General features: G+C 71.5%; 13 protein-coding genes and 1 riboswitch. Of the genes, 9 read left to right on the top strand and 4 right to left on the bottom strand.

All coding sequences use genetic code 11. The features are described from left to right. The first annotated feature begins 32 nt into the window (after window positions 1-32). From BS80_RS32910 to BS80_RS32920, 3 genes are all read left to right on the top strand, one after another. The gene (locus BS80_RS32910; protein ID WP_035804980.1) at window positions 33-785 is read left to right on the top strand and encodes a class I SAM-dependent DNA methyltransferase; all 753 of its coding nucleotides are present in this window, start codon (window positions 33-35) and stop codon (window positions 783-785) included. 85 nt (window positions 786-870) lie between these two features. Next, on the top strand, window positions 871-1815 hold the full coding sequence (locus BS80_RS32915; RefSeq protein WP_035804983.1) for a phytanoyl-CoA dioxygenase family protein: 945 nt from the start codon (window positions 871-873) through the stop codon (window positions 1813-1815). A 19-nt stretch (window positions 1816-1834) separates the two neighbouring features. After that, window positions 1835-2650: a class I SAM-dependent methyltransferase gene (locus BS80_RS32920; protein ID WP_035804985.1), complete on the top strand. Its 816-nt coding sequence runs from the start codon at window positions 1835-1837 to the stop codon at window positions 2648-2650. Here BS80_RS32920 and BS80_RS32925 read toward each other — a convergent pair. Further along, window positions 2647-4104 (bottom strand): helix-turn-helix domain-containing protein, encoded by a 1458-nt coding sequence (locus BS80_RS32925; RefSeq protein WP_035804987.1) that lies wholly within the window; start codon window positions 4102-4104, stop codon window positions 2647-2649. The two genes, BS80_RS32920 and BS80_RS32925, sit on opposite strands and share 4 nt — an antisense overlap. Window positions 4105-4260: 156 nt before the next feature. Here BS80_RS32925 and BS80_RS32930 point away from each other — a divergent pair, with 156 nt between their 5' ends. The 5 genes from BS80_RS32930 to BS80_RS43685 all read left to right on the top strand — a co-directional run bounded on the left by BS80_RS32930 (window position 4261) and on the right by BS80_RS43685 (window position 11394). Beyond that, a complete protein-coding gene (locus BS80_RS32930) occupies window positions 4261-5106 on the top strand; it encodes a neprosin family prolyl endopeptidase (RefSeq protein ID WP_035804989.1) in 846 nt (281 codons plus the stop codon). Window positions 5107-5241: 135 nt separating this feature from the next. Then, window positions 5242-6201 carry a glutamate ABC transporter substrate-binding protein gene (locus BS80_RS32935; protein ID WP_035804991.1) on the top strand — a complete coding sequence of 320 codons (960 nt, stop codon included), beginning with the start codon at window positions 5242-5244 and terminating at the stop codon, window positions 6199-6201. A 5-nt stretch (window positions 6202-6206) separates the two neighbouring features. After that, a complete protein-coding gene (locus tag BS80_RS32940; RefSeq protein ID WP_232246741.1) occupies window positions 6207-6854 on the top strand; it encodes an amino acid ABC transporter permease in 648 nt (215 codons plus the stop codon). Beyond that, the gene (locus BS80_RS32945; RefSeq protein ID WP_035804992.1) at window positions 6851-7654 is read left to right on the top strand and encodes an amino acid ABC transporter permease; all 804 of its coding nucleotides are present in this window, start codon (window positions 6851-6853) and stop codon (window positions 7652-7654) included. The genes BS80_RS32940 and BS80_RS32945 overlap by 4 nt, the downstream gene beginning before the upstream one ends. Before the next feature lie 152 nt (window positions 7655-7806). Beyond that, window positions 7807-11394 carry a beta strand repeat-containing protein gene (locus tag BS80_RS43685; RefSeq protein WP_035804993.1) on the top strand — a complete coding sequence of 1196 codons (3588 nt, stop codon included), beginning with the start codon at window positions 7807-7809 and terminating at the stop codon, window positions 11392-11394. Window positions 11395-11482: 88 nt separating this feature from the next. On the opposite strand, the gene nicT is transcribed toward BS80_RS43685, so the two are convergent. Continuing rightward, window positions 11483-12631: a Nickel transporter NicT gene (nicT, locus tag BS80_RS32955; RefSeq protein ID WP_035804995.1), complete on the bottom strand. Its 1149-nt coding sequence runs from the start codon at window positions 12629-12631 to the stop codon at window positions 11483-11485. Window positions 12632-12694: 63 nt separating this feature from the next. Then, window positions 12695-12904, bottom strand: a riboswitch (cobalamin riboswitch). Window positions 12905-13000: 96 nt separating this feature from the next. Here nicT and BS80_RS32960 point away from each other — a divergent pair. Beyond that, window positions 13001-13348 carry an ArsR/SmtB family transcription factor gene (locus tag BS80_RS32960; RefSeq protein WP_035804997.1) on the top strand — a complete coding sequence of 116 codons (348 nt, stop codon included), beginning with the start codon at window positions 13001-13003 and terminating at the stop codon, window positions 13346-13348. 22 nt (window positions 13349-13370) lie between these two features. Here the strand turns inward: BS80_RS32960 and BS80_RS32965 are convergent, their stop codons facing one another. Together BS80_RS32965 and BS80_RS32970 are read right to left on the bottom strand one after the other, a co-directional pair. Further along, window positions 13371-13898, bottom strand: coding sequence for a hypothetical protein (locus BS80_RS32965; RefSeq protein ID WP_035805000.1), 528 nt, complete (start codon window positions 13896-13898; stop codon window positions 13371-13373). A gap of 113 nt (window positions 13899-14011) precedes the next feature. Next, window positions 14012-14725: an SDR family NAD(P)-dependent oxidoreductase gene (locus BS80_RS32970; protein ID WP_035805003.1), complete on the bottom strand. Its 714-nt coding sequence runs from the start codon at window positions 14723-14725 to the stop codon at window positions 14012-14014. Between the last annotated feature and the right edge of the window lie 164 nt (window positions 14726-14889).

The raw sequence follows: 14889 nt of genomic DNA on the forward strand, positions 1-14889 counted from the left end.
AGCACCGCCCACCCCCCCAGCCGAGGAGCCCGATGACCCCGCCGACCGCAGGCACCGGCTACGCCACCGAACTCGCGTACCGCTACGACGACTGGTTCACCCCGCCGCCCGCGACCACCCGCGCCACCGTCGACCTGCTGGACGCTCTCGCGCGCACCGCACCGGGCGGCCCGGTGCTCGAACTCGGCATCGGCACCGGCCGCCTGGCCCTGCCGCTGGCCGAACGCGGGCTGAAGGTGCACGGCGTGGACGCCTCCCCGGCGATGGTCGAGCGGCTGCGAGCCAAACCGGGCGGCGGGGAACTGACCGTCACCACCGGGGACTTCGTCGAGACCGACTGCGGCGACGGCTTCGCCATGGTCTACGTGGCGAACGGCACCTTCTTCGAACTTCCCACCCAGAAAGCCCAGTTGTGCTGCTTCGCCCAGGCCGCCCGGCGCCTGCTGCCCGGCGGTCTGTTCGTCCTGGACGCCTACCTGCCGGAGGCCCTGGTGGCGAGTGCCAACTCCGGGGCGCAGACCGTCGAGGCGGCCAACGGCGACCTGGTGATGCGCACCCGCCGCATCCAGGCCGCCACCCAGCAGTACACCTCGGACTACCTGGTGCTCGACGACGGCCGCTGCCGGCACGCACAGGTGGTCTTCCGCTACGCGGCGCCCGGCGAACTCGACCTGATGGCCGCGGCCGCCGGGCTGCGGCTGCGCGAGCGCCTCGGCGGCTGGTCCGGCGTGGCACTGCGCGACTCCAGCACCTTCCACGTCAGCGTCTACGAGTTGCCCGCCTGAGCCGGGCCGGCGGACGGACGGACGGGCGAGCGGACGAGCGGACGATTGGACGAGCGGACGAGCGGACGAAGGAGCCGGGACGCAGATGGCACAGGCAGCTCAGCTATCGGAGTCGACCGGGCGCGAGGTCAGCCTGCGCCGGGTGCTGGACGGCGAACTGGTCGTCGTGCGCGGTGGGTTGGAGTGGCTGGGCGCCGCCGAGCGGATGCACCGGGCAGCACTCGACGCCGTCGCAGCGAGCGTGTCGCGCGAGGCGGCCGAGCACCTGGCCCAGGAGGGGCTGGAACAGCTGCACACGGTGGCCACGGTCGAGCAGATCCGGGCCGTCCGCGACCGGATGGACGGTGAAGTCCGGGCCATGGCAACCACCTTGCTGCTGCGCTTCGGCACGGCGCTGGCGCCGCAGGGCCGCCGGCTCTACGTCAGCGACCACCTGGGTGTGCGCATCATGGCGCCGACCACGGCCGTTGACGAGCGGGCCGGGGAACTGAGCGGCTACACCGGCTTCCTGATCCCGACGGATGCGCACGTGGACTCCTGGTTCAACACCGCCGTCAACTCGGTGAACCTGTGGATGGCCGTCAGCGGCGTCCGGCGCGACAACGGCCTGCTGCTCTGGCCGCAGGCCTACCGCAGTCCGCTACGGCACGACGGGGTGCGGCTGCTGCCGGGCCAGCCGATCGGATCGCCGGTGGAGGTCGAGCTCGACCCGGGCGACCTGCTGCTCTTCGCCGGCGACCAGCTGCACGCCACCCGGCCCAACACCGGCGACCGGACCCGCTGGGTGGTCACCAAACGGATCTGCCTCGGCCCACCGCGCTACCACCCGCACGCCACCGGCTGGGTGCCGTACCTCGACCCCCGCCTCCTCGGCACACCGCTCAGTCCGCTCGCCCCGCTGCGCTCCGTCCTCACCGCCGGACGCGCGCGCCAGCTCGGACGCGACGGCGCGCGCTGGTGTTGCGCGTTCGGGGCCCGACGGCGGGCCGCTCGTGAGAACCTGGCGGATACGGAGCACACGAACCGATGACGAGGAAGCAGGTCGCCACGTGAGTCAGGATCGGATCCCCCCGCGGGTGCGCACCATGTACGGACCGGAGGACCTGAGCTCCTCCCCGTCGTTCGCCGGCGGGTACATCAACTTCGGCTACTGGGAGGCGATCCCGCTCGGCGACACGCTGGACGACGCCGACCGGGTGCGCAGCCAGCAGGAGCTGTACCGGCGGGTGCTCGGCGCCTTCGAGCACCCGGCCGAGTGCCGGGTGGCGGAGATCGGCTGCGGACGCGGGCTCGGATCGGCGCTGGCCCTGCGGGAGTTCGGCTTCGCCCAGGTCTGCGGCGTGGACATCCACCCCGATCAGCTGGCCCGCGCCCGCGCGGCCAACGCCGAGCTGCTGGCCACGCACGGCGACCGCCTGAGCTACCAGCTGGGCGCGGCCGACGCGCAGCCGTTCCCCGACGCCTCGCTCGACGCGCTCTACTCGGTGGAGGCCGCCCAGCACTTCCGCGAACTGACCGGCTTCGCCAACGAGTCGGCGCGGGTGCTGCGGCCCGGCGGGCAGCTGGTGATGACCACCTTCTTCAGCACCGGCCCCGAGGCGGCCGCCCCGCTGGCCGAGCTGCTGGAGAGCTTCGCGGACGGGCTGGACGTGGCGCACCCGATCGGCGACTTCGAGGCCGACCTGACGAAGGCCGGGTTCGAGTCGGTCCGGGTCGAGTCGATCGGCGCCGCGGTCTGGCCCGGCATGGACCGCTACCTGGAGGGCACGCCGATCCGCGACCTCTGGCCGCGCAACTTCCTGCCCGCCTGGCGGCAGGGGCTGTTGGACTACTACGTGGTCTCGGCCAGGCGCGCCGGGGCCTAGGCGGGCGGCGCCGTCGGGGCCGGGCCCAGGGTCGTCGTGCCGGGGGCGGCGCGGTGGCCCAGCCCGGTGCGGTAGACGTCGAGGGCGGCCTCGGTCCGGCCGGTGCGGCGCAGCAGGTCGCCGAGCAGTCGGCATAGGTCGGCGACGTCGCCCGCGGCGCCCGCGTGTTCGAGCAGGTCGAGCGCGCTGCGGTAGTGCTTCTCCGCGCCCTCCGGGTCGGCCCGCTCCTCCGCGATCAGCCCGAGCAGCCGGTGCGCACCGCCCGCGTGGACGGCCCCGCGCTCGGCGCTGAGTCCGCCGCCCGCACCACCGCCCGCACCACCGCCCGACGTCGAGGGCCCGTCGACACCGTCGACACCGTCGAACCCGTCGAGCAGCCGGGCCAGCAGCCGTTCGGCCTCGTCGGTCTTGCCCCGGCGGCGCAGCACGTCCGCGAGTTCGACGTCGATCTGCACGGTGTACAGCGTGGCCCGGCGGTCGGCGAGGATGCCGCGCGCAGTGCGCAGCTCGTCCTCGGCCTGCGCCAGGTCGCCGTCCTGGGCGCGGAGGTAGCCGCGCATCCAGTGGCAGTGGGCGAGTTCCGAGCGGATCTGGAGCTGCTGGTAGAGCTCCTGGGCCCGGGCCAGCGAGGCGTCCGCCTCGGCGGCCCGGCCGGCCGCCAGCAGGGTCCGCGCGACGCCGCGGTGCATCCGGGCCACCAGCGCCGGGTCGTCGACCTGTGGCGCCAACGCGAGGGCCAGGTCGGCGGCCTGAGCGGCGCGGGCCTGGGCACCCATGTCCATATAGGGCGCGATCACGGCGGAGTAGAGCAGCAGCAGCGCGTTCGGGTCGTGCAGCCCGGCCGCGTTGAGCTGGTCGATGGCGTTCTCCAGCAGGTAGCAGGAGTAGCGCAGGTCACCGGCCAGCAGGTGGGCGACGGCCCGGCCGCGCAGGGCCGGGACGCGCTGCGGCAGTGCGGCGCCGCTCTCGGCCAACAGGTCCTCGGCCGCCTGGAAGTGCGCGATCGCCTGGTCCAGCTCGCCGGTCTCCAACGCGCAGTCGCCCAGGCCCACCAGGGCCGCGGCCCGCTCGGCCGCGAGGGCCAGCTCGCCCGCCTCGGACGCCAGCGCGGCGAACCGCCCGGCCGCCTCCCGCGCGGCGCCGGCGCCCCCGGTCGCCAGAACCTGCCGCGCGTCGGTCAACCGCATCCGCAGGTCGGTGGCGAGGTGGGCGGGCTGCCCGGAGGCGAGTTCCTCGTAGCTGACGTCCAGTCGGTCGGCGAGGTAGCGCAGCGCGGTGTCGGAGGGGCGCACCTTGCCCGCCTCCAGGGTGGAGATGTACGCAGCGGTGTACGCCGGCTCGGCCAGCGCGCGCTGGGTGAGCCCGCGCTCGGTGCGCAGCCGCAGCACGCGACGGCCGATCAGGGCGCGGTCCTGCGCGGGGTCCGCTTCGCCCTGCGTCGTCCGCTTCGCCATGGTGCTTTTCCTCGTCTCTATTCCGGTGGACCCAGGGTATTGCGTGGCCGGGTCACCGCCACTAGCTTAACCGACAACATAAACGCACTTACATTCCCACTGACATTGCGGGAGCGACCTCAACTCCCGCTGTCCACAACGGAACGGAGCCAACCCATGCGCACCCGCCGTACCCTCGCCAGCGGCGCGACCGCCCTCCTCGCCACGCTCGCCCTGCTCTCCGGCAGCCCGGCCGCCCAGGCCGCCACCCGCGCGCCGAGCCCGCCGCCCGCCCGCGCCGCGGTCGCCGCAGCCACGGCCGACACCGCCGCCCCCACCGGCCCGGTCTGCTGGTACGGCTCCTGCTACGACTACGTCTCCGGCCGGCAGATCACCGACACGGCGGGCGCGAGCGTCCGGATGCTGCAGGCCGACCCGGAGATCAAACCCGGCGACGTGGACTCGCACTCCCTCCAGGAGCTGGCCCTGCAGTCCACCGACCACCTGTCCACGGTGGAGATCGGCTGGACCGTCGACTTCGGCCTCAACGGCGACACCAAGCCGCACCTCTTCGTCTACCACTGGGTGAACGGTGCCGAGAGCTGCTACAACGCCTGCGGGTTCGTCCAGGTCTCCCGCACCGTCAAGCCCGGCATGGCCGTCCGCCCGGGCACGGAGGCGAAGTTCACCATCCAGAACCTGGCCGGCGACTGGTGGGTCTTCTACGACGACCACGCCGTCGGCTACTTCCCCGGCTCGCTCTGGTCGGGCAGCTACACCCGCGCCCAGGTCGTCACCGCCTTCGGTGAGGTCGCCCACGCGACCGGCTCCACCTGCGAGGACATGGGCAACGGCCGGCCCGGCAGCTCCGGGCGCTCCGGCCTGATCGAGGACTTCCAGCTGCACGGCTCCAAGGACCGCCCGGCCCTGACGGTCACCGCCACCAGCCCGGCGCTCTACAGCGCGGGCCACGTCACCCGGACCTCTTTCCACCTGGGCGGGGCCGGCTCCGGCCCCTGCTGACCGTCCGCCCGCTGCGGGCGGCGGCGCTCGCCCGCCGCCCGCACCAAGCAGCTGCGCGCGCCGGGACCCCTTCTAGACAGGTGAGTTGTCAGGTGGTCATGCTGAGTGACACATCGCGACGGAGGGGTCACCATCATGGGAGCGAGAACGACAGCACCGATCCGAACGCTGGCCGGTGCCGTGGCGGCGTTGGCGCTGGTCACGGCACTCACCTCGTGCGACAGCAGCGGATCGTCGAACTCGCTCCCGGCGCCCGCCGGTTCGGGATCGGGCTCGGCCGAGAGCTTTGATCAGGTGATCGCGGGCGCTCCGGTGGCGGACGCCTCGGCGATCCCGGCCGGCAGCCTGATGGCGAAGATCCGGAGCCGCGGTTCGCTGAACGTCGGCGGGACGGACGCCGCGGCGCTCTTCTCGCTGAAGGACCCGGTCTCCGGCAAGCTGACCGGATTCGACGCCGGCCTCGCGCAGATGCTCGCCCGGTACATCACCGGCAAGCCGAACGAGAACCTGGTGACCGTCACCGCCGACACCCGCGAGGCGCTGCTCCAGAACGGCACCGTGGACACCGTGTTCGCCACCTACACGATCACCCCGGCCCGCGCGCAGAAGGTCGCCTTCGCCGGTCCCTACTACTCCTCCGGCGACGCGATCCTGGTCGCCGCCTCGAACAACGGCATCAAGACGGTGACCGACCTGGCGGGCCGGTCGGTCTGCACGGAGTCGAGTTCGACCGCCGCCAACGACATCAAGCAGTACGCGCCGTCGGCCAAGGTGATCCTCTTCCAGACCAACGCCGAGTGCGAGCAGGCGGTCGAGCAGGGTCGCGCGGACGCCTATGTGCTCGACCAGGCCCTGCTGCTCGGCGACCAGTACCGGGACAAGGGCGTGAAGGTGGTCGGCACGCCGTTCACCACCGAGCCGTACGGGATCGGCGTGCCGCTTGGCTCACCCGAGATGAAGGCCTTCGTCAACGACTGGCTCAAACTCATCGAATCCGACGGCAGTTGGGCCAAGCTCTGGCAGGCGACGATCGGCACCGCGCTCACCGGCCAGCCACCGACGCCGCCGGTGATCGGCTCCGCACAGGGCAGTTGAGGCCGGTGCCCAGGGAACTGACTGCGACGCTCGGCCAGTTGGGCCACGGCCTGCTGTTGACGCTGGCGATGACCGCACTGGCCTTCACCGGCGCGCTGCTGCTGGGGGTGCTGTTGGCGCTGTGCCGGATCAGCCCGGTGCCGCCACTGCGCGCGGTCGGCACGGCCTATGTGACGCTCTTCCGCAACGTCCCGCTGCTGGTCCTGCTGGTGCTGTTCGTGTTCGGCCTGCCGGACGTCGGCCTGCTCTTCTCGCTCTTCCTCACGGTGACCGCCACCATGGCGCTGTACTGGGCGGCGTTCGTCTGCGAGGTGCTGCGGGCGGGCATCCGGACCGTGCCGCTCGGCCAGGCCGAGGCGGCCCGGGCGCTGGGGATGACCGCCGCCCAGTGCATCCGGTGCGTCATCCTGCCGCAGGCGCTGCGGTCGATGGTGCAACCGCTGGCGAACGTCTTCATCGGGCTGGCCCTGAGCACCTCGCTGGCGGCGGCCGTCGGGGTCGCCGAGCTGACCGGACAGACCGAGTTCGCCACGCTCAAGTACGACGACCCGCTGACCGGCTTCGCCGCGACCACGGTCGTCTACGTGCTGATCACGCTCTCGATCGGCCTGCTCGCGGGGCGGATCGAGCGGAGGGTGGCGATCCGGCGGTGAGCGAGGAGAGCCGGCTGCTGTTCGACGTCCCCGGGCCGCGCGCCCGCCGCCGCACCAGGATCGCGACCGGCGCCTCGCTCGTGGTGCTGGCCGGGCTACTCACCCTGATGATCCGTCAGTTTGCGATCCACGGCGAGCTGTCGGCCGCCCAGTGGTCGCCCTTCACGCAGTGGCCGATCCTGCGGTTCCTGTTGACCGGCATCGAGCAGACGCTACTGGTGACGGCCGTCGCGGCGGCGATCGCTTTCCCGCTCGGGGCGGTGCTGGCCCTCGCCCGGCTGAGCCGCAGCCGGTGGCTGCGCGGTCCGGCCCGGGTGTACGGCGAACTCTTCCGCGCCGTACCGCTGTTGCTCCTGCTGTACGTCTTCCTGTTCGCGCTGCCCAGGGCGGGTGTGACCTTTCCGGTCTTCTGGCAGCTGGTGCTGCCGGTGGCGCTGAGCAACAGCGCCGTGGTCGCGGAGATCTTCCGGGCCGGGGTGCTGGCCCAGGACCGCGGCCAGGCGGAGGCGGCGTACAGCCTGGGCATGACGTACGGGCAGGCGATGCGCTGGGTGGTGGTCCCGCAGGCCGTCCGCAAGCTGCTGCCCGCGCTGGTGAGCCAACTGGTGCGGCTGCTCAAGGACTCCACGCTCGGGTACGTGGTCAGCTATCTGGAACTGCTGCACAAGGCCCAGGTCCTCGGTGAGTACTACCACAACGTGCTGCCCGCCTACCTGGTCGCCGCGGCCTGCTACGTCCTGATCAACGGCGCGCTGTCGCGGACCGCGGGGTGGCTGGAGCACCGGCAGGGTCCACAGTAGACGCCCATATGAAGATCTGCCCATGTGTATGCATTTTCCCCATCCTGGCCCTCCACGATGATGCATGCTGACCCCGCAGTCCGTAGGGCTGTCAAGAACTGTCCTGGGAGGGTCATGTGTTGAGGCGAAGGATGAAATGGTTCGCGGCCGGGGTGGCCGCAGCCACTCTGCTGGCGACGGCACAGGCCGTGGTGCCGGCCGCCGCGACGACACCACCGCAGATCGATCTGAAGATCCTGCTGATCGGGGGCGGCTCGGGGGATCCGACCACGACGGCCTGGCAGGCCGCACTCGACAGCGAGGGCGTCGCCTACACCCTGGTGAACGCGACGGGCGCGCTGGGCAGCGAGACCGTGTCGCTGCCGACGCTCTCCAGCGGCACCCACGGGTACTTCAACGGCGTGGTGGTCGCGGACTCGCCGACGTACTTCGCCGCCGGCCAGCTGAGTGGCCTGGACAGCTACGAGTCGGGCTTCGGCATCCGCCAGCTGGACGGCTACATGTACCCGTCGGCGTCGCTCGGCCTGACCCCCGCCGGAGCCGGAGCGATCAGCGGGACGGCCCAGCTGACCCCGGACGCGCTGGCCCAACTGCCCGAGCTCAAGGGCCCGGTGCCGTTCGAGACCGGCTCCTACGGCTACCCGTCGACGGTGGTCGCCGGCGCCCCGGTCACCCCCTGGCTGAAGGACGCCTCGGGCAACGTGCTGGGCGCGGTCTACCAGCACCCCACCACCGACCCGCAGGCCGGCGTCGCCGAGCTGTCGCTCACCTTCGACTACAGCTCCACCATGCTGCCCTGGCTGCTGCTCTCGCCAGGACTGGTCAACTGGGTCACCCAGAGCACCCATCTCGGCCTCTACCGCAACTACTTCGGCCAGGACGTCGACGACCTCTTCATCGCCGACAACGAGTGGAGCAACAAGTACCAGTGCACGCCGGGCGCCACCAACCCCGATGACGTGCTCTGCCCGGCCGGGGTGGGCGGCAACGCCGCCGACGGCCCGCCGGACGTGCAGATGAGCGCGGCCGACGTGGACTACGTGGCCGCCTGGGAGCAGCAGACCGGCATCAAGCTGGAGCTGGCCTTCAACGCCATCGGCGCCTGCACCGCGCCCAGCACCACCACGACCTCCGGCGCCAACTGCGGTGGCAGCACCACGGTGAACGGCACCACGTACACCGACCCGGGCCAAACCGTGGACACCGGCTACCCGGACGACTCGGCGTTCGTGAACGAGATGCTGAAGAACCAGGGCGCCTTCAACTGGATCACCCACACCTGGTCGCACATGTTCCTCGGCTGCACCGTCGCCCAGCCGCTGCCGATGACCGCCGTGACGGCCGGTTCGGCGGGTTCGCTGAGCGCAGGCGGCTACAGCTACGAGGTCACCGCGGCCACCGCGTACGGCGAGTCCGAGCCCTCCACCGCCCAGCAGGCCACCGTGGGCGCGAGCGGATCGGTCGCGCTCTCCTGGCCGGACGCGCCCAACGGCGGCGGGCCGACCCTGGCGAAGCTGGAGTCCGAGTACTCCGGCGGCACCGGCTTCTGGGGCTACAACATCTACCGCGCGCCCGCCGGTTCGACCAGCTACGGCCTGGTCGGTCAGGTGAACGAGGACGCCACCGGCGCCGCCACCTCGTACTCCTTCACCGACACCGGGGCGACCACCCCCGGCGGCGGCCCGGGCAGCACCGCCACCTACCCCACCGCCACCGACCCGGGCATCGGCTGCGCCTCGGCGGCCGGCTGGCTGCCGGCCACCAGCACCACGGCGGACTCCAGCATCGAGCAGGAGATCGGCCTGGACGACGCCTTCGCGGCCAACAACGGTCTCACCAACTGGAGTTCGCACGACGTGGTGACCGGTGAGCACTCCGGTCTGGAGAACCCCAACACGCCGCAGGCCTTCTCGGACATGGGCATCAACGTCTTCGGCGCCGACGCCTCGCGCCAGCCGCAGTCGTACACCATCCCGTACACCGCGCCCGGCGGCGCCACCAACACCGCCAGCTCGGCGCCGCGTTACCCCAGCAACATCTACTACAACGCGGCCAACTGGTCGGACGAGCTGAACGAGTACAACACGGCCTACGTGGCCACCGGTTCCAGCCTCGGTGACAGCCAGTACCCCGCCGAGACCGGCAAGTGCTCCGGCTCGCCGTCCACCACCTGCACCAGCACGCCGGCCACCGAGGCCACCGTGCTGGCCTCCGAGTCGCGGATCATGCTCGGGCACGTCCTGAACAACGACCCGCGGATGAACTACGCCCACCAGAGCAACCTGATCGGCCCGGCCACCACCACGACCAACGGGGTGACCTCGGACTACGGTTACACGCTGCTCAGCCTGCTGAACGACATGCAGGCGCAGTACAACAGCTGGTACACCGCGCCGCTGAGCCAGATGACCGACGCCAGCCAGTCGCAGGTGCTGAGCGAGGCGGCCGCCTGGTCGGGCGCCCGCAACGCCGGTACGGTCACCGCCTCGGTGCAGAACGGCGCGGTGGTCGTCACCAACAGCGCCGGCAGCCCGGTCACCGTCCCGCTCACCGTCCCCACCGGCAGCACCGTCAACGGCGCGGCCTTCGGCCAGTCCTACGGCGGCACCCTGTCGGCGTGGACCACGCTGGGCGCGAACTCCTCGACCACCGTCACCGTCAACGTTGCGCCGTCGATCACCAGCGCGGCCGCCACGGCCACCACCGTGGGCACCGCGTTCAGCGCCACCGTGACCACCACCGGCAGCCCGGCCCCCGCCCTCAAGGAGTCCGGCGCCCTGCCCGCCGGCGTCACCTTCACCGACAACGGCGACGGCACCGCGACCCTGGCCGGCACGCCCGCCACGGGCAGCGGCGGCAGCTACCCGCTGACGGTCTCCGCGACCAACGCGGCCGGCACCGCCAACCAGAGCTACACGCTGACCACCGCCGAGCAGCCGGCCGTCACCAGCGCGACCACGGCTGCCTTCAGCACCGGCACGGCGGGCACCTTCACGGTGACCACCAGCGGCTACCCCTCCCCCGCCATCGGCGAGAGCGGGACCCTGCCGAGCGGCCTCACCTTCAAGGACAACGGCAACGGCACGGCCACCGTCTCCGGCACCGCCCCCGACGGCACGGCCGGCAGCTACCCGATCACGCTGACCGCCGCCAACGCCTCCGGCAGCGCCACCGGCTCGGTGACCCTGACGGTCACCCAGAGCACCGGCCCGTCGATCGGCAGCGCCAGCGCGGTGACCTTCGCGACCGGCACGGCCGGCACCTTCTCGGTGACCACCACCGGGACGGCTCCGGTCACCCTGACCGAGACCGGCAAGCTCCCCGCCGGTGTGACCTTCAAGGACAACGGCAACGGCACCGCCACCCTGGCCGGAACCCCGGCCGCCGGCTCCGGCGGCAGCTACCCGATCACCCTGACCGCCAGGAACCCGGTCGGCACCGCCACCCAGCCGCTGGCCCTGACGGTCAACCAGGCCCCCGCGTTCACCAGTCCGAACACCGCCACCGCGGGGCTGCTGCTCCCGTTCAGCTTCACCGTCAAGGCCTCCGGCTACCCGGCGCCCGTGCTGAGCGCGACCGGGACCCTGCCGTCCGGGCTGAAGTTCACCCCCGGAACCAACGGCACCGCCACCATCTCCGGCAGTGAGCTGGCCCTGGGCACCTTCCGCCTCACCCTGACGGCCAAGAGCGCCGCCGGGACCACCACCCAGGCCTTCACGCTGTACGCAAGCCTGCTCTGACCCTCACCCACCCCACGCGCGCGGCGGGCCGCCCCGGAATCCATCCGGGGCGGCCCGCCGCTTGTCGTGCCGCTGTAACGCCGTAGCGTCAGACCCCTTCGACGGCGGCGTCCTCGGCCTTGCGGGCCCAGGTGTTCTCGACCTTGGCGAACCGCCAGTACGCCAGGGCGCTCGCCCAGACCGCCACGAACAGCCCCACGATGACGAAGCCGACGTTGTTGAGGTTGATGCCGGAGATCCAGTTGCTCACCGGGTCATCCAAGTTGAGCTGGTCGTGCAGGACTCCGACCAGCTCGATGGTGCCGATCAGGAAGGCGACGGCGATCGACAGCCCGGTGATGGTGAGGTTGTAGTAGACCTTGCGGACCGGGTTGGAGAACGCCCAGTGGTAGGCGAAGTTCATGAAGGTGCCGTCGAGGGTGTCGAAGAGGCTCATCCCCGAGGCGAAGAGCAGCGGCAGGCAGAGGATCGCGTACCAGGGCAGTCCGGCGGCCGCGCCGGAGCCGGCCATCACCATCAGGGTGACCTCGGTGGCGGTGTCGAAGCCGATGCCGAAGAGCAGGCCGATCGGGTACATCTGGCCCGGACGGGTGATCGACTTGGTGAGCCGGCCCAGGATGCGGTTCATGAAGCCGCGGTTGTCCAGGTGCTTCTCCAGCTCGTGCTCGTCGAACTGGCCGGCCCGCATCGCCTTGAACACCCGGTAGATGCCGAAGAGCGAGACCAGGTTGAGGGCGGCGATCAGGTAGAGGAAGGAGCCGGAGATGCTGGTGCTGACCACGCCGAGCACCTTGTGGGTGCTGGAGTTGTCGTCGGTCAGGGTGGTGACGAAGTGCGCGCCGGCCGCGATGCCGCCGGCCAGGACGACCACGATGGTGGAGTGGCCGAGCGCGAACCAGAAGCCGACCGAGACCGGCCGCTTGCCGTCGGCCATCAGTTTGCGGGTGGTGTTGTCGATCGCCGCGATGTGGTCGGCGTCGAAGGCGTGCCGCATGCCCAGGGTGTAGGCGGTCACGCCCAGCCCGAGGCCGAACACCTGGGTGCCGATGGCGTAGTGGTGCGGGGCGACCATCACCGTCAGGATGCCGAAGGCCGCCACGTGCATGGCCGCGATCACCGCGAGCAGGCCGCCGGTGCGTATCCAGTCCTTGCGCTCCCAGCGCATCAGCGGGGTGGCGGGAATCGGGCCGGCCGTGGCCGGGGACGCCGCGGGGGCGGCGTTTTTGGGCATGGTCATCTCAGGAAAGCCTCTCCAGCACCTCGATGGGGAGCGCCACCCGGCCCGGGAGGGCTGAGCGGGTTTCATGCGGGTGCCGTGGCCGGTCTCCTGGCTGACGGGTCGAACGTCCGCGCCCCCGGCCTTCCCGGACGACGTGTCCAGTGGCCGCCCGTCCTCGCGGACGGGGGTGGGGCGATGACTTCCCGATCACAGTGGCGAGGGCCGCTCCGGTCTGGGATCCCGAAGGATCCGTCACCGGTCTTCCCGAACACCACGGCGCTCAACACGGTAGGGGCAACGGGACGTGATCCACAAGCCTGCACAGATATGCAGATGTCGAGACGCGGGTGTTGGATATCACCTGCCTTTAGGGGTGAGGATGGGGTCATGCATCTGGTCCCCGAAGAGCGCGAGCACTGGCGCGCCATCGACGAGCACACGGTCTGTGACGCCATCGACGCGATCGGCGACCCCGAACGGGTCCACGCCTGGGCCTCACGCTTCGCCCTCCTGGGCGAGCCGGGCCGGCTGGCCCTGCTGCTCTCCCTGCACCGCGCCGGCCCGATCGCGGTCTCCGACCTCGCCCTGGCCACCGGCATCCGGGACAGCGCGGTCTCCCAGGCACTGCGCCTGCTGCGGGCCTCGGGCACGGTGGCCGCCGAGAAGGACGGCCGGATCGTCCGCTACCGGCTCGTCGACCCCCAGGTGTCCGCACTCCTCGACTCACTCGGTTAGGACTCTCGCCGGCGCCCAGAGCTCAGAACGCCGCGACCCTGCTCAACACCCAGAAGGCGCTGCTCGTGCCGATGCCGTAGGCGAGGTGGGCGGTCAGGTCATCGCCCAGCGTCCTGGCGTCGTATCTCCAGATGGGTTCGTAGAGTCCCGCCATCGGAAGCAGCACGTATCCGCTGATCCAGACGAGCGCGCCGTACGGAAGCCCATAGAGGACGTGTGGCCTGCGCACCGAGGCGGTGACGACGCCGTAGGCGGCCGCGTTGCCGACTCCGTAGGCCCAGTGCATGAACGTGCTGACGGGGAACGCCGCGCGGTCCGGCAACACGCGCTGGGTGAAGGCCTCGGCCAGCCGCTTGCCGACCTGCCCCGGATCCGGCGCCTCCTGCCAGGTGGGGACGGGGGCGAACTCCCAGCGCAGGGGGTTGCGTTCGCCTCCGGTTCGGCGCTGCCGCAGGAACCGCACCGTGTCCATGCAGAGGGTGCCGATGGCTCCGGCCGCCAGACCCGCGCCGATGGCGCCGAGCGGAGTCAGCTGCTTGCGAGTGCGCATGGTGGATCGCTCCCGATGCCGGTTCTGTCCCCGTTCCTGCATTCGCCCCCGTCTCGATGCTCACACCACCGACACCCTGCCACCACTCGGCGGGAACTCCCCCGGCGGGCGTCTCAGAAGCCGGCGCTCTGGCCGCCGTCGACGTGCAGGATCTCGCCGGTGACGAATGACGCCTGCTCCAGGTACATGACCGCCCCGACGACGTCGTCGATCTCGCCCATCCGCCCGAGCGGGTGCAGCGCGGCGAGTGCCCCGCCCGGGTCGCGCGGGCTCGTCGGGGTGCGGATGACGCCGAGCGAGACGGCGTTGGCGCGGATGCGGCGCGCCGCGTACTCGATGGCCAGCTCCCTGGTCGCCGCGACCAGGCCGCCTTTGGTCAGCGAGGCGAGTGCCGCGGGTACGCGCGCGTTGGCGCGGTCGACCAGCGACGTCGACACGCACAGGATGTGCCCGCCGGCGCCACCCGCCAGCATCGCCGGGAGGGCGCTGCGCGTGACGTCGAAGAATCCGCGCAGGTTGACGCCGGTCACCAGGTCGTAGTCGGCGTCGGTGTAGTCGGTGAACGGTTTCTCCACGTAGACGCCGGCGTTGTTCACCAGCGTGTCGACCCTGCCGAAGCGGTCCAGTGCCTGTTCGACGATGTGCGCACCGGTACCGGGCCGGGCCAGGTCGCCGGCGACGGTCAGCACGTCCGGGGCGTCCGACGGGGGAATGGACCGGGCCGTCGCGACGACGGCGTACCCGTGCCGGCGATACGCCTGCGCAACGGCCGCGCCGATGCCCTGTGAGGCACCGGTGACGATCGCGACCTTCTGCACTGTGCTCATGGATCTGTGCTCATGGATCTGTCCAAGCCGAGGTTCTCGCGCCAGAAGTGCGCCCTCCGGCTCTCACGCTACGACTCACCGGGCCCCGGCGCCGGGTGGGGCTCATGGGTGCGGCCGGGGCTTTCGGGTGCGGCCGCGGTCCGACCGTACGAGGCTGGAGGTAC

It is taken from the genome of Kitasatospora mediocidica KCTC 9733, assembly GCF_000744225.1.
GTDB classification, from domain to species: domain Bacteria; phylum Actinomycetota; class Actinomycetes; order Streptomycetales; family Streptomycetaceae; genus Kitasatospora; species Kitasatospora mediocidica.